A 26,036-nucleotide genomic window follows, 5' to 3' on the forward strand; every position below is an offset into this window, starting at 1 on the left:
GAACCAGGGAATGCCGGTATCAAAAACCGGTGCCTTACCGCTTGGCGATACCCCATCCGTGCAACGCTTACCTGGGAATGGTGCGGGAGGCGAGACTTGAACTCGCACACCTTGCGGCGCCAGAACCTAAATCTGGTGCGTCTACCAATTTCGCCACTCCCGCAAAAAAGATGGTGGCTACGACGGGATTCGAACCTGTGACCCCATCATTATGAGTGATGTGCTCTAACCAACTGAGCTACGTAGCCATCTTTTTTTCGCGTTACCTTATCGGCGTTGCGGGGCGCATTATGCGTATAGACCCTTGCAGCGTCAACACCTTTTTCAACGAAAATAGCCGGAATGTGACTGTTTGGTTAGGTTGCGAACAGCGTGACCGAATATTCGGCAATTATTGGTTATTTATCGTTTTTGGGGAGTGAAAAAGGGGGCAAAAAAAATCAGGCCCCGCAGGGCCTGATTGGATGCTTTTCGATTACTTATAGGCAGACTGGTGTACGCCTACCGCACGTCCTGATGGATCGTTCATTGACTTGAAAGATTCATCCCATTCAATGGCTTTAGCCGAAGAACAGGCAACGGACGGGCCGCCCGGAACACACTCCGCCGCACTCGGCACCGGGAACAACTCTTCAAAGATTTCACGGTACAGATACGCTTCTTTGGAGCCTGGCGTGTTGTACGGGAAGCGGAAGCTCGCGGTTTCCAGTTGCTGATCGGAAACCTGTTTTGCCGCCACCTCTTTCAGGGTATCGATCCAGCTATACCCGACACCGTCAGAGAACTGCTCTTTCTGACGCCATGCCACGCTCGCCGGCAGGTAGGATTCGAAACATTCACGCAGGATATGTTTCTCCATTTTGCCGTTGCCGCACATTTTGTCCTGCGGGTTGATGCGCATTGCAACGTCGAGGAATTTCTTATCCAGGAAGGGAACACGGGCTTCCACCCCCCAGGCAGACATCGCTTTGTTGGCGCGTGCGCAGTCAAACATATGCAGCGCCTGCAGTTTACGTACTGTCTCTTCATGCAGCTCTTTTGCGTTCGGCGCTTTGTGGAAATAGAGGTAGCCGCCAAACACTTCGTCAGACCCTTCACCGGAGAGCACCATCTTAATGCCCATCGCTTTGATCTTACGCGACATCAGGTACATCGGCGTGGAAGCGCGAATGGTGGTCACATCGTAGGTTTCGATGTGGTAGATAACATCGCGGATCGCATCCAGCCCTTCCTGCACGGTGAAGTGGATCTCATGGTGCACGGTACCGAGATGGTTTGCCACTTCCTGCGCGGCTTTCAGATCCGGTGCGCCTTCCAGGCCCACAGCAAAGGAGTGCAGCTGCGGCCACCAGGCTTCTGAACGTTCCTGATCTTCAACACGACGCGCGGCGAATTTCTTGGTGATCGCGGAGATCACGGACGAGTCCAGCCCGCCGGAGAGCAGTACGCCGTAAGGCACATCTGACATCAGGTGGCTTTTAACAGAATCTTCCAGCGCCTGACGCAGTTCGGCTTTATCAGTCACGTTGTCTTTAACCGCATCATAGTCGAACCAGTCGCGCTGATAGTACTGACGGATCTCGCCGTCTTTACTCCACAGGTAACTTCCTGCCGGGAACTCTTTAATGGTGCGGCAAACCGGTACCAGGGCTTTCATTTCTGAGGCGACATAAAAGTTGCCGTGTTCATCGTGACCCATATACAGCGGGATAATACCAATATGGTCGCGGCCAATCAGATAGGCATCTTTTTCGCTGTCGTACAGGGCGAAGGCAAACATACCCTGCAGATCATCGAGGAATTCCGGGCCTTTCTCCTGATACAGCGCCAGGATCACTTCACAGTCAGAGCCGGTCTGGAAGGCGTAACGGTCGCCGTACTCGGCGCGCAGCGCCTGATGGTTATAGATTTCACCGTTGACAGCCAGCGCGTGTGTTTTTTTCTCGTTATACAGCGGCTGCGCACCGGCGTTGACGTCAACAATGGACAGACGTTCGTGTGCCAGGATGGCTTTATCGCTGGCGTAAACGCCGGACCAGTCCGGGCCGCGATGGCGCATCAGGCGGGACAATTCGAGTGCCTTTTTACGCAGTTCGCCTGCGTCAGTTTTAATATCCAGTACGCCAAAAATTGAACACATAACCTTCTCCGTTAACCCTGTTGCTTTGTAATGTTGCTTGCTTATGAAAATGCCGCAAAGGGGGAGGCCGCGCAAGGGTTTTACGGGATAAAACGGAAATAGTGCAATGCTGATTGCCGAATAGTGAAAAACGAGTACGTCATGAACGCTTTTATTGATGATTATGCAATAAATCGGCTGTTTTGTTAGATGCGGGGTTGTTTATCGGGCGTGAAAATAAAAAACCACGCGCTGAGGCGTGGTTTGGGATCAGATAATATCAATTTCTTCGACGGAGGGATAAATCCAGCTCGGCCGGAAGGGCATGGCGTCAATATCGTCGAGCGTGGAGACACCGGAAAGCACCAGAATGGTTTCCAGGCCCGCCTGGAATCCGGCCAGGATATCGGTGCGCAGGTTGTCGCCGACAATCACCGTTTCTTCAGAGTGGGCCTGCATCTTGTTCAGCGCGGCACGGATGATCCACGGGCTGGGCTTGCCCACGTAGAACGGTTTCCGGCCAGAGATCTTTTCGATACCGGCACACAGCGCGCCGCATGCAGGGTAAAAACCACGGCCGTGGGTATCCGGGTTGGTGGCAATAAAACGCGCACCGTTGGCAACAAAGTAGGAGGCTTTGTGCATCATCTCCCAGTTATAGGAGCGCGTTTCGCCAACGATCACAAAGTCCGGGTTCACATCTGTGATGGTAAACCCTGCCTTATATAACTCGTGGATCAGCGCCCCTTCACCCACCACGTAGGCCTTTTTTCCTTCCTGGCGCTTGAGGAAATCAGCGGTGGCCATGGCAGAGGTATAAAACACGCTGTCCGGCACGTTGACGCCTGCTGTGGCAAAGCGGTTTGCCAGGTCCTGACCGGTCTGAGAAGGGTAGTTCGTGAGAAGAACCAGAGGCATTCCTTTGTCGATGATGCGGTGAAGAAACTCCGCAGCACCTGGTACAGCAACGTTGTCGTGCATCAGCACGCCGTCGATATCACAAATTACATTCTTAATGGTCATGGACATTCCGACATCAAAAAAAGAAGGCGTTACTATAAGACCCGATCAACTTTCCAGCAAATGTTGCAACAGAATACCGTTGAGCATGGCGCGTTTAACCAGCGCAAATGCGCCTATCGCTGAGCGATGGTCAAGCTTAGAACGAACGACGGGAAGGTTCTGGCGGAAGGCTTTCAGCGCCTGAGTGTTAATGCAGCCTTCAATGGCGGGCAGCAGGACCTTCTCGGCCTCCACAATCTCACCGGCGATCACCACTTTTTGCGGGTTAAACAGGTTGATGGCGATGGCGATGGTTTTACCCAGATGGCGACCCACCTGCTCAATAACTTCACAGGCCAGCGCGTCGCCTTTGTTGGCGGCTTTGCAGATAGTCCCTATCTTGCAATCGTCCAGCGTGACGCGGCTCTGGTAACCCTGTTCAAGCAGATGGCGCACCCGCTGTTCAATCGCCGTGTTGGCGGCAATCGTCTCCAGACAGCCAAAGTTTCCGCAGTGGCAGCGTTCGCCAAGCGGCTCTACCTGAATATGACCAATCTCACCGACGTTACCGTTGCGGCCAATAAAAATGCGCCCGTTAGAGATGATGCCTGCCCCTGTCCCGCGGTGTACGCGCACCAGAATCGAATCTTCACAATCCTGGCTCGCACCAAAGTAGTGCTCTGCCAGGGCCAGAGAGCGGATGTCGTGCCCCACGAAACAGGTCACTTTAAAGCGTTTTTCCAGCGCATCTACCAGCCCCCAGTTCTCAACCTTTATATGGGGCATATAACGGATCACGCCGCTTTCGGGGTCTACCAGGCCTGGCAGGATCACCGAGATCGCAATCAGTTCACGGATTTTGCGCTGACAGCTCTCGATAAAGTGTTCAATGGTATTCAGCAGCGCGTGTTCCAGCGTCTCCTGAGTGCGCTCCGGAAGCGGGTAGTGTTCTTCCGCGATGGCTTTGCTGCTCAGATCATAGAGCGTAAGGGTGGTGTCATGACGACCAAGACGGACGCCGATCGCCTGAAAATTGCGGGTTTCGGTAATAATGGAGATGGCGCGGCGGCCTCCGGTGGAGGCCTGCTGATCGACTTCTTTGATCAGTCCGCGCTCAATGAGCTGACGGGTAATTTTTGTCACGCTGGCGGGAGCAAGCTGGCTTTGTTCGGCTATCTGAATGCGCGAGATTGGCCCGTGTTGGTCAATCAGACGATAAACCGCCGCGCTGTTAAGTTGTTTAACGAGATCGACATTACCGATTTGAGCTTGTCCGCCTGGTGTCATACTTTTACTTACTCAGTGACGACCTCGTTACCATTAACGATGGTCTTGATAATTTTATAATCGTGTGTGAATGCCGTCAGGTTTGCAACCATACCTGGTGCAATTCCGCCAAGCTGTTTATCTACGCCCATCGCGCGCGCAGGATAAAGGGTCGCCATACGCAGGACTTCATCAAGCGCAATCCCGCAATGTTCAACCAGGTTACGCACCCCTTCAATCATCGTCAGGGAGGAACCACTCAGCGTACCGTTTTCATCAACACACAGTCCATTGCGGTAGTATATTGTTTTACCGGCAAAAATGAACTGCTCAATATTTGCTCCTGCCGGTGCGGTGGCATCGGTTACCAGACAGAGTTTGTCACCTTTCAGGCGCTTGGCGTTGCGAATGTTGGTGTAATCGACGTGCAAGCCGTCAGCAATAATGCCGCAGTAAACGTCCTGCTCATCGAGAATTGCCCCGACCAGCCCAGGTTCACGACCGGTGATATACGGCATCGCGTTGTACAGGTGCGTCGCAAAGGTAATGCCGGCGCGGAAACCTGCTTTCGCTTCTTTTTGCGTTGCGTTTGAATGGCCCGCTGAAACGACAATCCCGGCGGCGGCCAGTTTGCTGATAACGTCAGGTCCCGCGATTTCAGGAGCCAGCGTCACTTTGGTGATCACATCGGCGTTGGCACACAGGTAGTCGACCAGCTCAGCGTCAGGTTTACGCACGTAATCCGGGTTATGCGTCCCTTTTTTCACGATGTTCAGCCACGGTCCTTCAAGATGCAGACCCAGCGCCTGATTAGGGTGTTTTGCCAGGTAGTCGCGCATCACGCGGATACCCTGTTTCATGAGATCATCACTGCTGGTGATGAGGGTTGGCAGATAGCTGGTGCAGCCCGATTTCTCGTTGGCTTTCTGCATGATTTCCAGCGTGTCGACCGTCACCGCCTCCGCGGTATCATTAAATTGCACACCGCCGCAGCCGTTCAGCTGTACGTCGATGAAACCGGGGGAGATTACTGCTCCATTGAGTGAGCGCTGTTCAATCCCCGGCGGCAGCTCTGCCAGTGGGCAAACACGTTCAATCAGGCCATCGGCGATAACAATCGCATGGTCATCCAGAATATCATGGCCGGTATAAATCCGACCGTGGGTTAAAGCGTACATAACGACCCCCGGTTAAAAAAAGCGGCCGCCTCTTGATGAAGAGGCGGTTATTCAATTACAGACCTTTGATGTTCTCAGCTTCTAACTCGTTGAAGTATTTCAGCGTTTTCACTTTCAGCTCCATCGTGGACGGTTCGTCGCACACGATGACTGATTTTGGATGCAGCTGCAGGCAGCTGATGGTCCACATGTGGTTAACGTTGCCTTCAACGGCAGCCTGGAGCGCCTGCGCTTTCACGCCGCCCAGAACCAGAATCATCACTTCTTCGGCATCCAGCAGGGTGCCTACGCCTACGGTCAGGGCGTATTTTGGAACCTGGTTAACATCACCGTCAAAGAAGCGGGAGTTTGCCACGCGCGTGTCATGGGTCAGGGTTTTAATACGCGTACGGGAAGCCAGAGAAGAGGCCGGTTCGTTGAACGCGATATGACCATCGTTGCCCACGCCACCCATGAACAGGTGGATTTTACCGTAGGAACGGATTTTTTCTTCATACTGACGGCATTCTGCGTCAATATCAGGCGCGTTTCCATTCAGCAGGTTAATGTTTTCAGCCGGAATATCAACGTGATCAAAGAAATTACGGTGCATAAAGCTATGGTAGCTTTCCGGATGATCCTTGGGTAAGCCGACATACTCATCCATGTTGAAGGTCACAACATGTTTAAAGCTAACTTGGCCTGCTTTATGCATCTCAACCAGGGCTTTATACGCGGTCAGCGGCGTGCCGCCGGTAGGAAGGCCGAGAACGAAAGGACGATCGGCGGTGGGTTTGAACGCGTTAATACGGTTAACGATATGACGGGCGGCCCATTTACCGACTTGTTCAGCAGTTGCCAGGGGAATCAGTCTCATTGTTCACCTCAAGAGTTAAAGTAGAAGAGTGGGCGGATGGCTATCTGAACCTGAACTAAGCGTAACCTGGAACCTTTCAGGCCGGATCAATCCGTCTTGATTTTTTGAATGATAAAATAAGTTTTCACTGTTAGCCAGAGAAAGGGAGGGTTATTAACGATATTTGGTGACAAAAATCACAAAAAATACGTGTTTAATTTGCGATACGAATTAATTTTTCACACACTCACAATGCCAGTGAATCATCAACTGTATTTATCGTTGTCGACACAATAAAAACATAGTTTATGCACGAGCCTTAATAAGGGTCTCGTAGGGGGAATAGGATGAATATTTTAGGTTTTTTCCAGCGCCTCGGTAGGGCTTTGCAGCTCCCTATCGCCGTGCTACCGGTTGCAGCACTGCTGCTGCGATTCGGGCAACCCGATCTGCTTAATGTGCCATTTATCGCGCAAGCGGGTGGCGCGATTTTTGACAATCTGGCGCTGATTTTCGCCATCGGTGTGGCATCCAGCTGGTCAAAAGACAGCGCGGGTGCAGCGGCGCTGGCCGGGGCTGTCGGTTACTTCATCCTGACGAAAGCGATGGTGACGATAAACCCAGAAATTAACATGGGCGTTCTGGCAGGTATCATTACCGGTCTGGTCGGCGGGGCTGTTTATAACCGTTGGGCGGGGATCAAACTGCCAGACTTCCTGAGCTTCTTCGGTGGAAAACGTTTTGTGCCGATTGCGACAGGCTTCTTCTGTCTGATTCTGGCCGCGATCTTTGGCTACATCTGGCCACCGGTGCAGCACGCTATCCATGCGGGCGGTGAGTGGATTGTTTCCGCTGGCGCAGTGGGTGCGGGTATCTTCGGTTTCATCAACCGTCTGTTGATCCCAACCGGCCTGCATCAGGTGCTGAACACCATTGCCTGGTTCCAGATTGGTGAGTTTACCAACGCCGCGGGCGCGGTATTCCACGGGGATATCAACCGCTTCTACGCAGGTGACGGCACCGCGGGCATGTTCATGTCGGGCTTCTTCCCTATCATGATGTTTGGTCTGCCGGGCGCGGCGCTGGCTATGTACCTGGCCGCACCGAAAGCGCGTCGTCCAATGGTTGGCGGGATGCTGCTGTCAGTTGCCATCACCGCGTTCCTGACAGGTGTTACTGAGCCGCTGGAATTCCTGTTCATGTTCCTGGCTCCGCTGCTGTACCTCATGCACGCTGTGCTGACGGGTATTAGCCTGTTTGTTGCAACGCTGCTGGGTATCCATGCGGGCTTCTCCTTCTCCGCCGGCGCGATCGACTACGTGTTGATGTACAACCTGCCCGCGGCGAGCAAGAACGTCTGGATGCTGGTCGCAATGGGTCTGGTGTTCTTCGTTATCTACTTCGTTCTGTTTAGCGCAGTCATTCGTATGTTTAACCTGAAAACACCAGGCCGCGAAGATACGAAAGACGACATCGTTACTGGCGAAGCTAACAGCAATACCGAAGAAGGGCTGACCCAGCTGGCAACCAATTATATTGCCGCAGTAGGCGGTACGGATAACCTGAAAGCTATCGATGCATGTATTACCCGTCTGCGTCTGACGGTAGGTGATTCTGCGCGCGTTAACGATGCCATGTGTAAACGCCTTGGCGCATCCGGTGTGGTGAAACTGAACAAGCAGACCATCCAGGTTATCGTGGGTGCGAAAGCGGAATCGATTGGCGATGAAATGAAGAAAGTGGTTGCCCGTGGACCGATCGCGGCTTCTGCAGCGAACAGCGCGCCAGTGACGGAAGCCCCGGCGGCAAAACCGCAGGCCGTCCCTAACGCAACGACCATTGCCGCGCTGGTTTCACCGATTACCGGTGAAGTGGTTGCGATTGAGCAGGTGCCTGACGAAGCGTTTGCCAGCAAAGCTGTCGGTGACGGTGTGGCGGTGAAACCAACGGACAAAACCGTGGTGTCACCGGCTGCCGGGACCATCGTTAAAATCTTCAACACCAACCATGCGTTCTGCCTCGAAACAGAAAAGGGTGCGGAGATCGTTGTCCATATGGGTATCGATACCGTCGCGCTGAACGGTCAGGGCTTTACTCGCCTGGTGGAAGAGGGGGCCGACGTGGTGGCAGGTCAGCCGATTCTGGAAATGGATCTGGATTACCTGAACGCTAACGCGCGCTCCATGATTAGCCCGGTCGTTTGCAGCAATATCGACGACTTCAGCGGCCTGGTGATTCAGGCGAAAGGTCAGGTCGTTGCGGGCCAGACGCCACTGTATGAGATTAAAGGCAAGTAATCGCTCCTGAGTAGAGTCATGCCTTAAGCGGCGGGGGTTTTCCTCCGCCGCTTTTTTTTGCAGCAATTGCCCCCATTATTTTCTTCAGAGACGTTTTAAGGGTTGTCACTACGTCCGGCTTATAAGATCATATGCCGTTATACGTTGTTTACGCTTTGAGGAATCCACGATGAGTGAGGCTGAAGCCCGCCCGAGTAACTTTATTCGTCAGATCATCGATGAAGATCTGGCCAGTGGTAAGCACACCACAGTTCATACCCGTTTCCCGCCGGAGCCAAACGGCTACCTGCATATTGGTCATGCAAAATCGATCTGCCTGAACTTTGGCATCGCGCAAGACTACCAGGGACAGTGCAACCTGCGTTTCGATGACACCAACCCAGTAAAAGAAGACATCGAATACGTTGAGTCTATTAAGAATGACGTGCAATGGCTGGGCTTCAACTGGTCTGGCGATATCTGCTACTCCTCTGACTATTTTGATCAGCTGTATGCCTATGCGGTCGAGCTTATCAATAAAGGTCTGGCGTATGTCGACGAGCTGTCTGCTGAAGAGATCCGCGAATACCGCGGCACGCTGACCGCGCCGGGTAAAAACAGCCCATTCCGCGATCGCAGCGTTGAAGAGAATCTGGCGCTGTTTGAAAAAATGCGTGCGGGTGGCTTCGAGGAAGGTAAAGCCTGCCTGCGTGCCAAAATCGACATGGCATCACCGTTCATCGTGATGCGCGATCCGGTTCTGTACCGTATCAAGTTCGCTGAACACCATCAGACCGGTAACAAGTGGTGCATCTACCCGATGTACGACTTTACCCACTGCATCAGCGATGCGCTGGAAGGCATTACGCACTCCCTGTGTACGCTGGAGTTCCAGGACAACCGCCGTCTGTACGACTGGGTTCTGGATAACATCACGATCCCGGTGCATCCGCGTCAGTACGAATTCTCTCGTCTGAATCTGGAATACACGGTGATGTCCAAGCGTAAGCTGAACCTGCTGGTGACCGACAAGCACGTTGAGGGCTGGGACGATCCGCGTATGCCAACCATCTCGGGTCTGCGTCGCCGTGGTTATACTGCCGCGTCTATTCGCGAGTTCTGTAAGCGCATCGGCGTGACCAAGCAGGATAACACCATTGAGATCGCCTCTCTGGAATCCTGCATCCGTGAAGATCTGAACGACAACGCGCCGCGCGCAATGGCCGTCATCGATCCGGTAAAACTGGTTATCGAAAACTACCCGCAGGGCGCGAGCGAAATGGTCTCCATGCCTAACCATCCGAACAAGCCGGAGATGGGCACCCGTGACGTGCCGTTCAGCGGTGAAATCTGGATCGATCGTGCTGACTTCCGCGAAGAAGCGAACAAGCAGTACAAGCGTCTGGTGCTGGGTAAAGAGGTGCGTCTGCGTAACGCATACGTGATCAAAGCTGAGCGTGTTGAGAAAGATGCGGAAGGGAATATCACCACCATCTTCTGCTCTTACGACGCTGAAACCCTGAGCAAAGATCCGGCAGATGGCCGCAAAGTGAAAGGCGTGATCCACTGGGTAAGTGCAACACATGCGCTGCCGGTTGAAATTCGGCTGTACGATCGTCTGTTCAGCGTGCCTAACCCAGGTGCAGCAGAAGACTTCCTGGCGACAATCAACCCGGAATCTCTGGTCATCAAGCAGGGGTATGCTGAGCCGTCTCTGAAAGCCGCTGAAGCGGGCAAAGCGTTCCAGTTCGAACGTGAAGGCTACTTCTGCCTCGACAGCCGTCACAGTACCTCGGAAAAACCGGTGTTTAACCGTACCGTTGGTCTGCGTGATACCTGGACTAAAGTCGGCGAATAATAACGCTGCTCTGGTCAATGAGAGACAAACGCCGCGTAATGCGGCGTTTTTTTATTGAATGATCATATCGTTAAGCGCGAGCAAAAATAATGTCTGCGCAATATTCAGGTCAATGTGGTGCTACTTATTTTTCTAAAAAAAGTTTGTATATTTCTGAAAATATTGAAGGCCTGAAAATAACCAGTAATTTACACAATTACTGGCTTGAATTTAATGACTTGCCCCGCCAAATCTCGTCTCCCGCTAAATGTTACAAAGCACTACGAATTATGTGCACTTCGTCATAATCCTGACTTTTGCCCACTGAAAAGCATTGATAATTCGCGTCGCGAAAAATAACCTAAAGGCGGTAGTTAATTCGAGGGTATTTCTGACTACCCCTGACCTTTTGGTCTTTTATCTTTTTCGCCGTTCAGGCGTTTTAATTCGTCAAAGAGGAATAATCTATGCGTACGTTCAGTGGCAAACGTAGTGCGCTGGCGCTGGCTATCGCCGGTGTGACAGCAATGTCAGGCCTGGTGATTGCGCCAGAGGCTAAGGCAGCAGGTTTCATCGAAGATTCTACCCTCACGGGCGGTATTTATTACTGGCAGCGTGAACGTGACCGTAAAGACGTTACCGAAGACAAATACAAAACCAACCTTTCTCACTCTACCTGGAACGCCAACCTCGACTTCCAGTCAGGCTATGCCGCCGATATGTTCGGCCTGGATATTGCCGCGTTCACGGCAATTGAAATGGCGGAAAATGGCGACAGCGGACACCCGAACGAAATTGCCTTCTCGTCCAGCAATAAGGCCTATAAAGAAGACTGGTCCGGCGATAAAAGCGGTATCAGCCTGTATAAAGCCGCTGCGAAATTCAAATATGGTCCAGTCTGGGCGCGCGGCGGATATATTCAGCCAACTGGCCAAACCCTGTTAGCGCCACACTGGAGTTTTATGCCTGGTACTTACCAGGGCGCTGAAGCCGGCGCTAACTTTGACTACGGTGATGCGGGTGCGTTGAGTTTCTCCTATATGTGGACCAACGAATACAAAGCCCCGTGGCATATCGAAATGGATAAGTTTTACCAGAACGATAAAAAGACCAAAGTGGATTACCTCCACTCGCTGGGTGCGAAGTACGATTTTAAAAACGACCTCGTGTTAGAAGCCGCCTTTGGTCAGGCTGAAGGCTATATCGATCAGTATTTTGCCAAAGCCAGCTACAAGTTTGATATCGCAGGGAGTCCGTTGAGTACCAGTTACCAGTTCTACGGCACGCGAGACAAAGTCAGCGATGGTGGCGTCAACGATATTTATGACGGCACGGCCTGGCTGCAGGCGCTGACCTTTGGCTACAAAGTGGGGCAGGTGGATTTGCGTCTGGAAGGGACATGGGTGAAGGCGGAAGGGCAGCAGGGCTACTTCCTGCAGCGTATGACCCCGACTTACGCATCTTCCAACGGTCGTCTGGATATCTGGTGGGATAACCGCTCTGACTTCAACGCCGACGGCGAAAAAGCGGTCTTCTTCGGCGCAATGTATGACCTGAAAAACTGGAACCTGCCGGGCTGGGCGGTGGGCGCCTCCTACGCGTATGCCTGGGACGCCAAACCGGGCGACATGGCCACACCGGATGCGTACTACGATCCGAACTACCGTCTGAAAGAGTCCTCTTACAGCCTGGATGCCATCTATACCGTGCAGGATGGACGTGCGAAAGGCACGATGTTCAAGCTGCACTTCACGCAGTATGACAACCACTCTGATATTCCAAGCTACGCGGGCGGTTACGGCAACATCTTCCAGGATGAACGTGACGTGAAATTCATGGTTATCGCACCATTCACTATCTTCTGATGAACGCTCCGGCGGGTTCCGTCCCGCCGGAATGGAGACTGCACATGATGAAAAAAATGGTAATCGTCGCGTTGCTGGCCTCGGGGCTGGTGGCTTGCGCCCAGGACCCGGCACCGAAAGAAGATTCTCGCCTGAAGGAGGCTTACAGCGCCTGCATTAACACCGCTGAAGGCTCACCGGAGAAAATTGAAGCCTGCCAGAGCGTGCTGAATGTGCTGAAGAAAGAGAAGGCGCATGAGCAGTTTGCGACGCAGGAAAATGTTCGCGTGATGGACTATCAGGCCTGCATTCAGGCGCGTAAAACCGGTAACGATCAGGAAGTGGCGAAGCGTTGCGACCAGATCTGGAAGGAAATACGCAGTAACAACGGAAATTAATTAAGCGTGTTAAGGCCCGGTGGCGCTGTGCTTACCGGGCTTTTTTTCGCCGGGTGACAGGCAAAAAAAAGCCAACCTTGCGGCTGGCTCAGAGTATGAAAGTTCGACTTATTTGGCGTCGTGTGCGTGATCGTCTTCGCGGCAATCACCTTCAGCACAGTGACCATACAGATACAGGCTATGGTTGGTCAGGCGGATACCATGACGAGCAGCGATTTCACGCTGACGTGCTTCGATGGAATCATCGCTAAATTCAATGACCTTGCCACAATCCAGGCAGATCAGGTGATCGTGGTGCTGCTGCTGGGTCAGTTCGAATACAGATTTACCGCCTTCGAAATTATGACGGGTAACAATGCCCGCGTCATCAAACTGGTTCAGCACGCGATAGACGGTTGCCAGCCCAATCTCTTCACCCATGTCGATAAGACGCTTGTAAAGGTCTTCCGCACTGACATGGTGATTGTCTGGACCCTGAAGCACTTCAAGGATTTTTAACCGAGGAAGCGTAACTTTCAGGCCAGCCTTCTTTAATGCGGTATTGTTGTCAGTCATGCGGAATCTGTCCTGTTGCTAAACGATTCACTTCTGGAGGAAGTGACAGAAAATGCACCTGGAATAATGCGTCTCATTATAGAACTGCCATGGCTAAATGAAAACTGCAAGTCTCAGGCAAAGTATGCTTATAAAAACGTGGTATCACCGACAAACTTACTCAATGGCACCCCATTTTACCTGGGAGACATTGTACAGGTCTGGGCGAAAAAGTTAAAAGATTGTAGCGATTAATTTAATCGTTTGACCTGGTTCCTGGGCGCAACCGGGGTTGCGCCACAATAACAATCAGGCGTTAAGAATATCGTCCAGGTGCAGTTCTTCGCGGATCTGCTTCACCCACTTCTCAACGCGCTCTGCGGTCAGTTCTGGCTGACGATCTTCGTCGATCGCCAGACCCACGAAGTGGTCGTCATCGGCCAGGCCTTTAGACGCTTCGAAGTGGTAACCGGCAGTCGGCCAGTGGCCTACGATAACTGCACCATTCGGTTCAATGATATCGCGGATAGTGCCCAGCGCGTCACAGAAGTACTCAGCGTAGTCTTCCTGATCGCCGCAGCCAAACAGGGCGACCAGCTTGCCGTTGAAGTCCACTTCTTCCAGCGTCGGGAAGAAATCATCCCAGTCACACTGGGCTTCACCGTAGTACCAGGTTGGGATACCCAGCAACAGGATGTCATAGCCTTCGAGATCTTCTTTGCTGCTCTTGGCGATGTCATGCACATCGGCAACGTCTTTACCGAGCTGTTTTTGAATGTTTTTTGCGATATTTTCGGTATTGCCGGTATCACTGCCGAAGAAAATGCCGATGATTGCCATGAGTAAAATAACCTCTTGAAACTTAATGGTATGGTGGCGCAATTTGTCCACGGATAAGGGCAATAATAGCAGAACTGGCAACCCCGCGGAAACAGCTATCGCGCAGGACTGCACTCTGTGCTACATGAAAAGGGTAAGAAAGGGGATTTTCAGACTTATGCCTGGCGGCGCAACGTCTCAAGCTGGGCGATCAACATCTCTTCAATGAGCTCGCTACGGCTGATATTACGCGCTTCAGCCAGTTCGTTAAGCGCATCGACGGCGTCGGCATTGAGCTTCAGTTCGACACGCTTAAGCCCACGATTTTTATCGCGTTTAAGCTGGTTGCGTTTATTAATACGCAGCTGTTCATCGCGCGAAAGCGGATTCGTTTTCGGTCGTCCCGGTCGACGCTCATTCGCGAACAGATCTAGTGTCGTACGGTCCGTTTGTTCTTTGGCCATGATTCTGAGACTTCGGGGGAAACAAGCCGCCCTGCTATTGCCCGGGCGATGAGCGCGCCATCATACATCACCAAAAACGGCACGCCAACGACTGGAAGCCCGCAACCTTCCAGTCGCTCTCTTTTTAATCAATTCGCAGTATCAGAGAGATAGCGGCGGATGGCGCGTAACACGGCGTCAGGTTTTTCCGCGTGAACCCAGTGTCCGGCACCGGCGATGACATGGGCGCGCGCCTGCGGGAATTGCGCCAGCAAGGTGTCGCGGTAGGCGTCGGTGACATAAGGGGAGTTACCGCCGCGAATAAAGAGGGTAGGGTGTTGCCAGGCGGGCACCGTATCCCAGCCGACGATGTTGTTGTACTGCGCCCAGAGTACCGGCACGTTGAAACGCCACTGGCCGTCGACAAACGACTTCAGCAGAAACTGAATAACGCCTTCTTCATTAAGATGTTCGCGCATGACGGCTGTGGCCTGTTGGCGGGTTGAAACCCCAGCCTCTGTCACCGCATTGATGGCAGCAAAAATGTCGTCATGACGGCGCACGTCGTAATCCACCGGGGCAACGTCGATCACGACCAGACCGTTGATTCTGTCCGGTGCCAGCGCCGTCAGGGCCATTACCGCCTTGCCGCCCATAGAATGCCCGATGAGCGTCACCTTCTGAAGATGGTTGGCATCAAGCGTATCGAGCAGATCCTGGGCCATTGCCGCGTAGGTCATCTCCTCTGAACGCCCGGAAAGACCGTGATTTCGCATATCGACCTGCAGAATATCGTGATCGGTAACCAGATCGCGCGCCAGCACCCCCAGGTTATCCAGGCTGCCAAAAAGCCCGTGAACCAGTACGATGGGAGAATTATTGTTCGGCGATTGTGCAGTTTGCGCTCGGGTATTCAATTTCATGGCAAAGTTCTTTTTTTACGTATGTCAGGTTAGGGTATCATGTTGACCATTCTGCCGCCCGGCTGCAAGGTTCCAGTTTAATCTGACTTTTGCCGCCAACCTGGTTTGACGCTATCCGCTGTTGGAATTTAACTTTATAATCCCAACGACTTGTATTCAGATAAGATATCGCACTGGATTAAGATGAAAACAATCGAAGTTGATGACGAACTCTATCAGTATATTGCCAGCCAGACGCGGCATATCGGGGAGAGCGCGTCCGACATTTTACGGCGCATGCTTAAAATTTCCGCCGCCTCACAGCCTGCTACCCCAGTCACTAAAGATGTCGTGTCTCAACAAAACGTTGTTGCACAAGCAAAACCTGCCGTCGCGCAAGTGAAAGACAAAGTACGTGCGATGCGCGAGTTGCTGCTCTCTGATGAGTACGCCGAGCAGAAAAAAGCGGTTAACCGCTTCATGCTGGTGCTGTCTACACTCTATTCACTGGATAACAAAGCGTTTGCTGAAGCGACCGAGTCGCTGCACGGTCGTACCCGCGTCTATTTCGCAGGCGACGAGCAAACGCTGCTGCAAAATGGCAACCAAACCAAACCTAAACATGTCCCGGGCACACCGTACTGGGTCATCACCAATACCAATACGGGCCGCAAGTGCAGCATGGTTGAACACATCATGCAGTCCATGCAGTTCCCGGCGGAATTGATTGAAAAGGTTTGCGGTACAATTTAACCCTTGCATCAGAAGGACCCGGTAATGGCAAATCACAGCCGTGCAGGCCAACCTGCACAACAAAGCGATTTGATTAACGTCGCTCAGCTGACCGCGCAGTATTACGTGCTGAAACCGGTCGTGGGCAACGCAGAACACGCAGTGAAGTTTGGTACATCTGGCCACCGCGGTAGCGCGGCGCGCCATAGCTTTAACGAACCGCACATTCTGGCTATTGCTCAGGCCATCGCGGAAGAGCGCGCTAAAAACGGCGTTACCGGTCCGTGCTATGTGGGAAAAGATACCCATGCTCTGTCTGAACCGGCGTTCATTTCCGTGCTGGAAGTGCTGACGGCGAATGGCGTTGACGTCATTGTTCAGGAAAATAACGGCTTCACGCCGACCCCTGCGGTCTCTAACGCGATCCTTGTCCACAACAAAAAAGGCGGCGCGCTGGCTGACGGGATTGTGATCACTCCATCACACAACCCGCCGGAAGACGGTGGGATCAAATACAACCCGCCTAACGGTGGACCGGCAGACACGAACGTCACGAAAGTGGTTGAAGATCGTGCCAATGCACTGCTGGCGGATGGCCTGAATGGGGTGAAACGCCTCTCTCTGGATGCAGCCATGGCGTCCGGCCATGTGAAAGAGCAGGATCTGGTGCAGCCATTTGTGGAAGGTCTGGCGGATATCGTCGATATGGCGGCAATCCAGAGAGCCGGTCTGAAGCTGGGCGTTGACCCTCTCGGCGGCTCCGGTATCGAATACTGGAAACGCATCGCAGAGCATTACAAGCTGAACCTGACCATCGTTAACGATCACGTTGATCAGACCTTCCGCTTTATGCACCTGGATAAAGACGGCGCAATCCGTATGGACTGCTCTTCCGAGTGCGCGATGGCGGGCCTGCTGGCGCTGCGTGATAAATTCGACCTGGCGTTTGCCAACGACCCGGATTATGACCGCCACGGTATTGTCACCCCGGCAGGGCTGATGAACCCGAACCATTATCTTGCGGTTGCCATCAACTACCTGTTCCAGCATCGTCCGCAGTGGGGCAAAGAGGTGGCTGTAGGTAAAACGCTGGTCTCCTCGGCGATGATTGACCGCGTGGTTGAGGCGCTGGGCCGTAAGCTGGTGGAAGTACCGGTAGGCTTCAAATGGTTTGTTGACGGTCTGCACGACGGCAGCTTCGGTTTTGGCGGTGAAGAGAGCGCGGGCGCATCCTTCCTGCGTTTCGACGGCACGCCATGGTCTACCGATAAAGACGGGATCATCATGTGCCTGCTGGCGGCGGAAATCACCGCTGTCACCGGTAAAAATCCGCAGGAACACTATAACGAGCTGGCGGCACGCTTTGGCGCGCCAAGCTATAACCGTATTCAGGCTGGCGCGACCTCCGCGCAGAAAGCGGCGCTGTCTAAACTCTCTCCGGAGATGGTCAGTGCCAGCACGCTGGCCGGTGACCCTATCACGGCCCGTCTGACGGCGGCCCCGGGTAACGGTGCCTCTATCGGTGGTCTGAAAGTGATGACCGAAAACGGCTGGTTTGCCGCGCGTCCATCCGGTACGGAAGATGCGTACAAAATCTATTGTGAGAGCTTCCTCGGTGACGAACACCGTAAGCTGATTGAGAAAGAAGCGGTAGAGATTGTCAGCGAAGTGCTGAAAAACGCGTAAATCGCGGTGGGCTGATGCCCTCATGATGCAGTCAAAACGGCAACCCCAGGGTTGCCGTTTTGCTTTTGCATTAACTGTGTTTATTTTTCAATTCAAACCGTGGTGATACCAGACCGTACAGCGTCCAGCCCATAAAGGTCACCATCGCACCATACAGCATGGCTTCCTGGCCGGAAGAGTAGAGCGCATAGAAGCTGTAAATTGCCCCAATCAGCGCCACAATATTCGCCACCCTCGCTTTGCCTGCGTCCACCTTCGCCACCTTCTGAATGATGACCAGCGCCGCCATCGACAGAATATACGGAATGATATTGGTCACTACCGCCAGGTTGACCAGCACGTTGAACTGGCTGTTCAGCGACGGGCTGATGGTCATCAAAGATAACCCACTCTGGAAGATAACAATCGCCAGCATGCCCTGAACCGGTGCCTCTGCTTTGCTGACCCGGGAGAAGATTTTCGGAAAATACCCTTCGTCAGCGGATGATTTAAAGACCTGAGCGATGGTGAACTGCCAGCCGAGGAGCGAGCCGCAGCAGGACATCACCATCAGCCCCATGATCACTTTCCCGACACCCGGCGTAAACATCTGCGCAAAGGCCAGACCGAACGGAGCCGTGGAACTGGCAAGATCCATGTTCGGTACAATCCCTGCAATCACGTTGGTTGAGACAATGTAAATGGCTGCTGCGCCCAGCGTACCGCCAAGCACGGCAATCGGTACGTTCTTCTCCGGGTTTTCCACCACTTCGGCGTTAGCACACGCAGATTCCAGCCCCAGGAAGGCCCACAGCGTCATGGCGATGGAAGAGCCCACTGCGGTGAAGAACGGAACATGGTGTGGGTTCCAGGAGTTGACGTACAGAGTGGGGCTAAACCAGAACCAGCCGATGATGCACAGCCCAACCACCGGGATAATGACCCCCCAGACGGTAATACTGCTGATCTGTCCGGTAATACGCGCGCCGCCAAAGTTAGCCACGGTGCAGATCCACAGCACGCCGATGGTCGCCAGCCCGATTTGCACCGGGGTCAGCGCCACACCGAACAGCTCCGTACCGTAACCCACGGCGGAAATGGCAATCGCCACGTTAGCGATCAGCAAAGAGACGCCGTAGGTGTAGTTGGCCATGAAGTTACCGGATTTGCCAAAGGCATATTCGGCGTAGCCGCCCATCCCGCCGGGCTTGCGGCTGGACATACCGCACTTGGCGAATGCCCAGGCCAGTGCCATTGACCCCACGGCGGTCACCATCCAGGAGATAATCGAAATGGTTCCTACTTCCGCAAGCTTGGTGGGCAGCATGATGATCCCGGACCCCATCATGTTTACCATGGTGAGAATGGTCAGCTGCACCACGCCCATTTTATTGGACTTGCTCATAATTTTTCTCCTTTCAGCAGCGATGGCTGAGCGGCAGCGTGTTTGATGACGTTACAACGAACCTGCTTACGACCGTCACACTCCTCAACGTAAACGCCCTGCAGTTCCGGCGCGAAGCCCGGTAAAAGGTTGATACCCTCTTCCAGCGCAGCAAAGTAGCGCAGCACGGAACCGCCCCAGACTTCACCCGGCACAACGCACAACACCCCCGGTGGATAAGGAAGGGCACCTTCGGCGGCAATGCGCCCTTCCGCATCGCGCAGTGAGACCAGCTCGACCTCACCCCGCAGGTAGGCATAGTTCGCCTCTTGCGGGTTCATCATGACGCGCGGGAAGTGAGACTTGCGGAACATCTCTTTTTGCAGCTGTTTCACGTTGTGGCGGGCGTACAGCTCATGCATTTCCTGGCAAATCTGGCGCAGGGTGTAATCTGCATAGCGCTCCGGATACTGTTTACAGACAGAAGGCAGCACCTCTTTGAGGGGGGCATCCGTCTCGAGCAGTTTTTCGAAGCGCACCAGTTGCGCGACCAGTTGCTGCAGTTTGCCCATATCCTCGGCAGGTGTGAGCAGGAACAGGATGGAGTTGAGATCGCATTTTTCCGGCACGATGCCGTTTTCACGCAGGAAGTTGGCGAGAATAGTGGCGGGGACGCCGAAATCCTCGTACTCACCGGTCCGGGCGTTAATACCCGGCGTGGTCAGCAGCAGTTTGCACGGGTCGATAAAATACTGATGTTCGGCATAGCCTTCGAAGGCGTGCCAGTGTTCACCGGGCACGAAGTGGAAGAAGCGCAGGTCCGTGGCAATCTCAGCGGTGTCCCAGCTTTCCCACGGACGGCCATCAACCAGTTCCGGCACGAACGGGCGAAGATACTGGCAGTTCTGCAGGATCAGCTTACGGGCTTCGATACCGGTCACCACGCAGTCCATCCACATGTTGCGGCCGCTCTGTCCCTCATGCATGCGGGCGTTGATGTCCAGTGCAGCAAACAGCGGATAGAACGGGCTGGTGGACGCGTGCATCATGAAGGCATTATTCAGCCGCTTATGCGGAACATAGCGCTGCTGGCCTTTGATGTGGCTGTCCTTCTTGTGGATTTGCGAGGTCTGCGAGAAACCGGCCTGCTGTTTATGGACTGACTGGGTGACCAGGATCCCCGGATCGTTTTCATTCAGCTCCAGCAGCAGCGGAGAGCAATCGGCCATCATCGGAATAAACTGCTCGTAACCCACCCAGGCAGAGTCAAACAGGATGTAGTCGCACAGATGGCCGATGTTATCCACGACCTGGCGAGCGTTATAGATGGTGCCATCGTAGGTACCCAGCTGGATCACCGCCAGGCGGAACGGACGCGCGTCGCGGGCACGGCCCGGCGCCACTTCGGATACCAGCTCACGCAGATAATTCTCCTCGAAGCAGTGGGCGTCGATGCCGCCAATAAAGCCGTACGGGTTACGTGCGGTTTCCAGATAGACCGGCGTTGCGCCCGCCTGAAGAAGTGCTCCGTGATGGTTGGATTTATGGTTGTTGCGATCGAACAGGACCAGGTCGCCCGGAGTGAGAAGGGCGTTGAGCACCACTTTGTTGGACGATGAGGTTCCGTTCAGCACGAAGTAGGTTTTATCGGCATTAAAGACTTTCGCCGCATGCTGCTGCGCAATGCAGGGAGCCCCTTCGTGGATCAACAGATCGCCCATCGCCACGTCGGCGTTGCACAGGTCTGAGCGGAAAAGGGTTTCGCCAAAGAAATCGACAAACTGATTGCCGGCAGGGTGACGGCGGAAGAATTGCCCGCCCTGGTGACCCGGACAGTCGAAGGCGCTGTTACCCTGTTTGACATAGTCGACCAGAGCCCGGAAAAACGGCGGACGCAGTTGGGTTTCATACTTCTGCGCGGCCGCTTCCAGTTGGCGTCCGTGGAAGTCGTTGCTGGTGTCTGATGCTTCGAATACGCCGTGGATCCGCGATAAATACTCTGCCGGGATAATTTCTTCTTTATGCGTCGCGACAAAAACAGGAATGCCAAATCCGGTTGCTTCTATTTCTTCTATACGACCAGTGAAAATATCGCTGACGGCCAGAACAATGGCGGCAACATCAATATAATCCGTGGCGTTGATATCCACCAGTTCACGGTGAGTGGTAAAGCAATCAGGGCAGGCGCGGCTGGCTGCAATTTTTAAACTTTTCATCTTTCTCTCTTTATTTTAGGTAATGACAGTCCCTCGATTTCTTGCAGAAAAGAAATCGATAATATGCCGGAAAACAGCAAAAGGAGGCCGCTGATTAAAAAAATCAGTAATGCGTTTTTTGCTGAATAGAATTCAGTCCGCCCGGTCGCGGATGAGCCTGAATTAAGATGAATGAGCGCACGGGTTCACAGGCAAAGGCCTGTAAAATAGGGTGTTTCAGGATAACCTGTAAGCGGGTGCGCCAGAAGTCGAAGGACTACCGGGCATTAAAGATATGAAAGTCAAAACAGTTTCGGTGGGCAAACATCATGATATGAGTTGTCCGCCTTATATGGGGCATTAAACGATTATTGTTTTCCATGTTTCATTTCCTTTCAGTAATTGAAAGCATGGACATTTTATCCTGGAAAAAGCGATTAACTGTGAAACAGATCACCGTTAACCGATCAAATCAGAAATAAATATTCGCTTTTGATGAATATCGCAGATCAAAATGCTGATATGTTGATGTTGCGTTAATGGATTGTGTTATGAATGTGCTGAATGGACATAAATACACCAAAAAATAACCCTGAGATTATTTTCGCGCGTATTTTATGGGAGGGTAGGCGTTTATTTAAAAATAAACTGAATAGTTATTCAAAGCATGAATCGATAACCGATACCGGTTTCAGTTAATAAATGACGAGGACGCGCGGGGTCAACTTCCAGTTTTTGTCGAAGGTGTCCCATATATATGCGTAAATAGTGACTATGTTCCACGGCGTTTGGCCCCCACACCTGACTCAACAGCTGGCGCTGGGTGAGTACCTTACCGTGATTATTGAGCAAAACGGCGAGTAGCCGAAACTCGATGGGGGTGAGATGGATTTCCTCTTCACCGCGAACAATGCGCCGTGCTGCCAGATCAACCCGAATATCACCAAACGTGTATGTTGGGTCGGCAGGGGTGGTGGCGCTGTGACGACGCAGCGCGACACGAAGGCGAGCCTGCAGTTCGCCAATACCAAAAGGCTTAATCAGATAGTCATCCGCTCCGGCATCCAGCGCCGCGATTTTATCCGACTCTTCGGTACGGGCTGACAGCACCAGAATGGGCATCTGACTCCACTGTCGAACCTCACGAATAAAATCGATGCCGTCGCCATCCGGCAGGCCGAGATCGAGGATCACCAGATCAGGTTTGCGCGTGGCCGCTTCAATCAAACCCCGCTGGAGCGTGCCGGCGTCATGAACGCGCAGGCCATCGCCTTCCAGCGCAGCACGCAGAAACCGGCTAATGGCGATCTCATCTTCAACAATCAGAACGTTGATCACAAATCCTCTGGTAATTCATTAAGTTCTGGCGGGGCTTCCAGAGGAAGTTTAACACAAAAACGTGCGCCGCCTTCCGGGCGATTCTCCGCCGAAATGGTACCGCCATGAACGTCAATAATCGCCTGGCAAATCGCCAGACCCAGACCCACGCCGGGAATGGCCGACTCTTTATTACCGCGGGCAAATTTCTCGAAAATAGCGAACTCCTGTCCGGCAGGGATACCCGGCCCGGTATCCCAGACGTCAAGCCGTAGCGTGTGATCTTCCACCGTGGCATCCACCCCAATCCGGGCGTTTGCTCCTGCGTATTTGCCGGCATTTTCCAGCAGATTGATCAGCACGCGTTCAAACAGCGGGCCATCAACGTGAATTAACGTCAGCGGTTCGGGCATGTTCAGCGCAATATGGCGCCCACCGAGGCCCGGCTCCAGCATTTTCAAAGCGCTACCCACCACCTCTTCGAGCGTGAGCCACTCTTTTTTGAGGTTAAATCCGCCCGACTGAATACGCGCCATATCAAGCAGATTATTTACCAGGCGTGTGGTGTTCAGCACATGCTGGCGGATCTCGCTGGCCTGCAACGCATGTTTCGAGCCTTCCGCTGCCAAATCCAGCGTCAAAATTTCTGACTGGCCAAACAGCACGGTGAGTGGGGTGCGAAGGTCGTGGGAGAGGGCGGCCAGCAATGAGTTACGAATGCTCTCGCGCTCGCTTGCCAGACGGGCCTGTTCTTCGCTGGCGGTAAGCGCCAGCCGTTCCAGCGCGCTTGCCACCAGCAGGGTAAATGTCTCCAGCAATCGCTGCTGTTCGGGGATCATCAACTGGCGCAGATTCGAAGGTTCAACGATCACCAGTCCCTGATTTTTATCGGCACTGCGCAGCGGCAGAATTTGATACGGTACGCCGGGCAGGGTGTCCGTCCCTGCACCCGCAGGAAGTCCTTTATCAAAGCTCCAGCGCGCAATGGCTTCATCCCAGGGCGTCATGCCTGAGGCCGAGGTCAGCGGGCGCAGTTTTCCGTGTTCGTCCGGGAGTAAAATCAGGTTGCTGGCGTGAAAGGTCGAGCGGATAAACTGCTCGCTGGTCTGCACAATATCCAGCGGTGTACGGCCAACCGCCAGCGATTTAGACATCTCATAGAGATGCCGTGTGCGCTGTTCGCGGTAGCGGGCGATACGGGCCTGATAGCGTACGCCCGCCGTCAGATTACCGATCACCAGCCCAACGGTGAGCATCACGGCAAAGGTGAGAATGTACTGCACATCCGAAACGGCGAGCGTTCCGCGGGGCGCGATAAAGAACAGATCGAAGCTGATGACGTTGATGAACGTTGCCAGTACCGAGGGCCAGCGCCCGTAAAAGAGCGCCACCACGACCACGCCGAGCAGGTAGATCATCACCAGATTGGCCGCGTCGAAGGCAATCAGCCAGTGGCTGGCAATCACGGTGATCAGCGCGCAGAGCACGACGGCGACAAGACAGCCGCGGATCTGAATTCGCCATTTATCATTAAAAGTGCGGCTGTCCGGTGCGCGGTTGGGTAAAGGGGTGGGTTTGTCATCCAGTGCGACAATCACCAGATCGAGGTCGGGAGCACGCCGGGCCAGTTTGTCAGCAAAGGATTCGCGGCTAAACCAGCGACGATGCTGACGACGGCCAATGACAATTTTCCCGAGATTGTGCTCACGCGCGTAGCGCAGAATGGCTTTATCTTCCTGGGGATCGGAGAGGGTGGCGGTTTCTGCGCCCAGCTCCTGTGCCAGACGCAGCGAACTTAAGATCGCGCGGCGCTGGTTTTCAGGCAGCGCGTGAAGCTGCGGCGTCTCGACATAGACCGCATGCCAGACGCTGCCAAACTTGGCCGCCAGGCGCGCGGCGGTGCGGACGAGCTTTTCATTGCCGCTGCCGTGACCCACACACAGCAGAATGGCATCCCGCGTATGCCAGACGCGCTCCTGCCCTTGCAGGTCACGCCAGGCGCGCATCTGATCGTCCACGCGATCCGCCGTGCGACGCAGGGCCAGCTCGCGCAGGGCTATCAGGTTGCCTTTGCGAAAGAAATGTTCGATGGCGCGTTCGGCCTGACCTGCAATATAGACTTTTCCTTCATGCAGTCGCTGGCGCAGATCGTCTGGAGGCAGATCGACCAGCACCACTTCGTCCGCAGAGTCGAAAAAGGGATCGGGTACGGTTTCGCGAACCTGAATCCCGGTCACGCCGCTGACCACGTCGTTCAGGCTTTCGAGATGCTGAACATTTACCGTGGTGAAAACATCAATGCCTGCTTCAAGCAGCTCTTCAACGTCCTGCCAGCGTTTGGGGTGGCGCGAGCCGGAAGCATTACTGTGTGCCAGTTCGTCCATCAGGATAAGCGCGGGCCTGCGGGCGAGGGCGGCGTCGAGATCGAACTCCGTGACCAGACGCCCACGATGGCTGATACGGCGAGGCGGCTGTGTCGCCAGCCCCTTCAACAGTGCTGCCGTCTCTTTCCGGCCGTGGGTTTCCACCACGCCGATAAGAATATCGAGCCCCTGCGCCCGAAGCCGCTGGGCTTCTGTCAGCATGGCGAAGGTTTTCCCGACGCCAGCACAGGCGCCGAAGAAGATTTTCAGTTTGCCGCGATGGGCTTCAGCCGTCTGTTCGAGCAGCCTGTCCGGATCCGGGCGCATGGGCTCGTCGGTCATTTAGTTTTTCCTTAGCGCGTCCAGCGCCAGATTCAGCTCAACAATATTCACCACGGGCATGCCGATGAAGCTGACCAGCGGTTTTTGCGTATGCTCTGCGACCAGCTTGCTCACCTGTTCCACCGTCAGCTGACGGGCCGCTGCGACGCGGGGGATCTGCCATGCCACCGCTTTCGGCGTCAGGCTGTAGTCCAGCCCGCTCGCAGAGGCCGTCACCAGTTCCACAGGCACCTCCCGGCTGGCCTGTGGATTTGCGGCGCGCAGGGCAGCTACACGTTCGGCAATGGCTTTATCCAGCTCCGGGTTGCTGCCGGCCAGGTTACTGCCACCGGATGCCATCGGATTATACGGGCTTTCGGCAGTGGCGGAAGGGCGTCCCTGGAAGTAACGGGCGTCGGTAAAATTCTGTCCAATCAGACGCGAACCGCGGTTTTCACCGTTTTGCATGATCAGCGAGCCGTTGGCCTGATCCTTAAACCACCACTGGCCCAGCGCGGTGGTCACCAGCGGGTAAAGCCCGCCGGTAATAAGCGACAACAGAATAAACAGAAGTATAGCGGGACGTAACATCGTCATTTGATTCAC

The 26,036-nt window shown here is 53.9% G+C and carries 21 protein-coding genes and 2 tRNA genes; 6 read left to right on the forward strand and 17 right to left on the reverse strand.

Annotated elements, in window-relative coordinates:
• Positions 1-78: 78 nt before the first annotated feature.
• The 7 genes from QRN24_RS14200 to nagB all read right to left on the reverse strand — a co-directional run bounded on the left by QRN24_RS14200 (position 79) and on the right by nagB (position 6,421).
• Positions 79-163 (reverse strand) — tRNA-Leu (locus tag QRN24_RS14200).
• Between the two features lie 8 nt (positions 164-171).
• A tRNA-Met gene (locus QRN24_RS14205) sits at positions 172-248 on the reverse strand.
• Between the two features lie 227 nt (positions 249-475).
• On the reverse strand, positions 476-2,140 hold the full coding sequence (gene asnB, locus QRN24_RS14210) for an asparagine synthase B (RefSeq protein WP_010428626.1): 1,665 nt from the start codon (positions 2,138-2,140) through the stop codon (positions 476-478).
• A 249-nt stretch (positions 2,141-2,389) separates the two neighbouring features.
• Positions 2,390-3,142 (reverse strand): ribonucleotide monophosphatase NagD, encoded by a 753-nt coding sequence (gene nagD, locus QRN24_RS14215; RefSeq protein WP_020884984.1) that lies wholly within the window; start codon positions 3,140-3,142, stop codon positions 2,390-2,392.
• 45 nt (positions 3,143-3,187) lie between these two features.
• Positions 3,188-4,408 carry a DNA-binding transcriptional regulator NagC gene (nagC, locus tag QRN24_RS14220; protein ID WP_014169139.1) on the reverse strand — a complete coding sequence of 407 codons (1,221 nt, stop codon included), beginning with the start codon at positions 4,406-4,408 and terminating at the stop codon, positions 3,188-3,190.
• Between the two features lie 8 nt (positions 4,409-4,416).
• Positions 4,417-5,565, reverse strand: coding sequence for an N-acetylglucosamine-6-phosphate deacetylase (nagA, locus tag QRN24_RS14225; protein ID WP_044857290.1), 1,149 nt, complete (start codon positions 5,563-5,565; stop codon positions 4,417-4,419).
• A 55-nt stretch (positions 5,566-5,620) separates the two neighbouring features.
• Complete coding sequence (gene nagB / locus QRN24_RS14230; protein WP_008501061.1) at positions 5,621-6,421, reverse strand: glucosamine-6-phosphate deaminase; 801 nt, start codon at positions 6,419-6,421, stop codon at positions 5,621-5,623.
• A 326-nt stretch (positions 6,422-6,747) separates the two neighbouring features.
• Here nagB and nagE point away from each other — a divergent pair, with 326 nt between their 5' ends.
• From nagE to QRN24_RS14255, 4 genes are all read left to right on the forward strand, one after another.
• Positions 6,748-8,697 carry a PTS N-acetyl glucosamine transporter subunit IIABC gene (nagE, locus tag QRN24_RS14235; RefSeq protein ID WP_149376176.1) on the forward strand — a complete coding sequence of 650 codons (1,950 nt, stop codon included), beginning with the start codon at positions 6,748-6,750 and terminating at the stop codon, positions 8,695-8,697.
• A 169-nt stretch (positions 8,698-8,866) separates the two neighbouring features.
• Entirely contained in the window at positions 8,867-10,534 is a 1,668-nt protein-coding gene (glnS, locus tag QRN24_RS14240; RefSeq protein WP_025204665.1) for a glutamine--tRNA ligase, read from the forward strand.
• Positions 10,535-10,980: 446 nt separating this feature from the next.
• A complete protein-coding gene (gene chiP, locus QRN24_RS14250) occupies positions 10,981-12,378 on the forward strand; it encodes a chitoporin ChiP (RefSeq protein WP_020884980.1) in 1,398 nt (465 codons plus the stop codon).
• A gap of 47 nt (positions 12,379-12,425) precedes the next feature.
• On the forward strand, positions 12,426-12,755 hold the full coding sequence (locus QRN24_RS14255) for a ChiQ/YbfN family lipoprotein (RefSeq protein WP_025204664.1): 330 nt from the start codon (positions 12,426-12,428) through the stop codon (positions 12,753-12,755).
• Positions 12,756-12,863: 108 nt separating this feature from the next.
• Here the strand turns inward: QRN24_RS14255 and fur are convergent, their stop codons facing one another.
• From fur to ybfF, 4 genes are all read right to left on the reverse strand, one after another.
• Complete coding sequence (fur, locus tag QRN24_RS14260) at positions 12,864-13,310, reverse strand: ferric iron uptake transcriptional regulator (protein ID WP_014169146.1); 447 nt, start codon at positions 13,308-13,310, stop codon at positions 12,864-12,866.
• A gap of 288 nt (positions 13,311-13,598) precedes the next feature.
• Positions 13,599-14,129 carry a flavodoxin FldA gene (gene fldA, locus QRN24_RS14265; RefSeq protein WP_008501067.1) on the reverse strand — a complete coding sequence of 177 codons (531 nt, stop codon included), beginning with the start codon at positions 14,127-14,129 and terminating at the stop codon, positions 13,599-13,601.
• 155 nt (positions 14,130-14,284) lie between these two features.
• Entirely contained in the window at positions 14,285-14,572 is a 288-nt protein-coding gene (gene ybfE, locus QRN24_RS14270) for a LexA regulated protein (RefSeq protein ID WP_014169148.1), read from the reverse strand.
• A gap of 128 nt (positions 14,573-14,700) precedes the next feature.
• On the reverse strand, positions 14,701-15,474 hold the full coding sequence (ybfF, locus tag QRN24_RS14275; protein ID WP_014169149.1) for an esterase: 774 nt from the start codon (positions 15,472-15,474) through the stop codon (positions 14,701-14,703).
• Positions 15,475-15,657: 183 nt separating this feature from the next.
• Between ybfF and seqA the strand changes: the two genes are divergently transcribed.
• Both seqA and pgm read left to right on the forward strand, forming a co-directional pair.
• Entirely contained in the window at positions 15,658-16,206 is a 549-nt protein-coding gene (gene seqA / locus QRN24_RS14280) for a replication initiation negative regulator SeqA (RefSeq protein ID WP_020884977.1), read from the forward strand.
• Between the two features lie 24 nt (positions 16,207-16,230).
• Positions 16,231-17,871, forward strand: coding sequence for a phosphoglucomutase (alpha-D-glucose-1,6-bisphosphate-dependent) (pgm, locus tag QRN24_RS14285; protein WP_284942827.1), 1,641 nt, complete (start codon positions 16,231-16,233; stop codon positions 17,869-17,871).
• Between the two features lie 70 nt (positions 17,872-17,941).
• Here the strand turns inward: pgm and potE are convergent, their stop codons facing one another.
• The 6 genes from potE to kdpC all read right to left on the reverse strand — a co-directional run bounded on the left by potE (position 17,942) and on the right by kdpC (position 26,027).
• Entirely contained in the window at positions 17,942-19,255 is a 1,314-nt protein-coding gene (gene potE / locus QRN24_RS14290; RefSeq protein WP_284942828.1) for a putrescine-ornithine antiporter, read from the reverse strand.
• Positions 19,252-21,450, reverse strand: a complete 2,199-nt coding sequence (speF, locus tag QRN24_RS14295) for an ornithine decarboxylase SpeF (protein WP_020884975.1) — start codon at positions 21,448-21,450, stop codon at positions 19,252-19,254. Before speF ends, potE begins: the two co-directional genes overlap by 4 nt.
• A 256-nt stretch (positions 21,451-21,706) precedes the next feature.
• Positions 21,707-21,811 (reverse strand): leader peptide SpeFL, encoded by a 105-nt coding sequence (gene speFL, locus QRN24_RS14300; RefSeq protein ID WP_106503839.1) that lies wholly within the window; start codon positions 21,809-21,811, stop codon positions 21,707-21,709.
• Between the two features lie 278 nt (positions 21,812-22,089).
• A complete protein-coding gene (gene kdpE, locus QRN24_RS14305) occupies positions 22,090-22,767 on the reverse strand; it encodes a two-component system response regulator KdpE (protein ID WP_014169154.1) in 678 nt (225 codons plus the stop codon).
• Positions 22,764-25,451: a two-component system sensor histidine kinase KdpD gene (kdpD, locus tag QRN24_RS14310; protein WP_014169155.1), complete on the reverse strand. Its 2,688-nt coding sequence runs from the start codon at positions 25,449-25,451 to the stop codon at positions 22,764-22,766. The genes kdpE and kdpD overlap by 4 nt, the downstream gene beginning before the upstream one ends.
• Positions 25,452-26,027, reverse strand: a complete 576-nt coding sequence (kdpC, locus tag QRN24_RS14315) for a potassium-transporting ATPase subunit KdpC (RefSeq protein WP_020884974.1) — start codon at positions 26,025-26,027, stop codon at positions 25,452-25,454.
• Positions 26,028-26,036 lie beyond the last annotated feature (9 nt).

Origin of the sequence: Enterobacter sp. MEB024 (assembly GCF_030209635.1) — a bacterium.
GTDB lineage: Bacteria > Pseudomonadota > Gammaproteobacteria > Enterobacterales > Enterobacteriaceae > Enterobacter > Enterobacter ludwigii.

Coding starts and splice junctions, on each gene's coding strand:
- asnB (WP_010428626.1), bottom strand. CDS start 2,140: ATGTGTTCAATTTTTGGCGTACTGGATATTAAAACTGACGCAGGCGAA.
- nagD (WP_020884984.1), bottom strand. CDS start 3,142: ATGACCATTAAGAATGTAATTTGTGATATCGACGGCGTGCTGATGCAC.
- nagC (WP_014169139.1), bottom strand. CDS start 4,408: ATGACACCAGGCGGACAAGCTCAAATCGGTAATGTCGATCTCGTTAAA.
- nagA (WP_044857290.1), bottom strand. CDS start 5,565: ATGTACGCTTTAACCCACGGTCGGATTTATACCGGCCATGATATTCTG.
- nagB (WP_008501061.1), bottom strand. CDS start 6,421: ATGAGACTGATTCCCCTGGCAACTGCTGAACAAGTCGGTAAATGGGCC.
- nagE (WP_149376176.1), top strand. CDS start 6,748: ATGAATATTTTAGGTTTTTTCCAGCGCCTCGGTAGGGCTTTGCAGCTC.
- glnS (WP_025204665.1), top strand. CDS start 8,867: ATGAGTGAGGCTGAAGCCCGCCCGAGTAACTTTATTCGTCAGATCATC.
- chiP (WP_020884980.1), top strand. CDS start 10,981: ATGCGTACGTTCAGTGGCAAACGTAGTGCGCTGGCGCTGGCTATCGCC.
- QRN24_RS14255 (WP_025204664.1), top strand. CDS start 12,426: ATGAAAAAAATGGTAATCGTCGCGTTGCTGGCCTCGGGGCTGGTGGCT.
- fur (WP_014169146.1), bottom strand. CDS start 13,310: ATGACTGACAACAATACCGCATTAAAGAAGGCTGGCCTGAAAGTTACG.
- fldA (WP_008501067.1), bottom strand. CDS start 14,129: ATGGCAATCATCGGCATTTTCTTCGGCAGTGATACCGGCAATACCGAA.
- ybfE (WP_014169148.1), bottom strand. CDS start 14,572: ATGGCCAAAGAACAAACGGACCGTACGACACTAGATCTGTTCGCGAAT.
- ybfF (WP_014169149.1), bottom strand. CDS start 15,474: ATGAAATTGAATACCCGAGCGCAAACTGCACAATCGCCGAACAATAAT.
- seqA (WP_020884977.1), top strand. CDS start 15,658: ATGAAAACAATCGAAGTTGATGACGAACTCTATCAGTATATTGCCAGC.
- pgm (WP_284942827.1), top strand. CDS start 16,231: ATGGCAAATCACAGCCGTGCAGGCCAACCTGCACAACAAAGCGATTTG.
- potE (WP_284942828.1), bottom strand. CDS start 19,255: ATGAGCAAGTCCAATAAAATGGGCGTGGTGCAGCTGACCATTCTCACC.
- speF (WP_020884975.1), bottom strand. CDS start 21,450: ATGAAAAGTTTAAAAATTGCAGCCAGCCGCGCCTGCCCTGATTGCTTT.
- speFL (WP_106503839.1), bottom strand. CDS start 21,811: ATGGAAAACAATAATCGTTTAATGCCCCATATAAGGCGGACAACTCAT.
- kdpD (WP_014169155.1), bottom strand. CDS start 25,451: ATGACCGACGAGCCCATGCGCCCGGATCCGGACAGGCTGCTCGAACAG.
- kdpC (WP_020884974.1), bottom strand. CDS start 26,027: ATGACGATGTTACGTCCCGCTATACTTCTGTTTATTCTGTTGTCGCTT.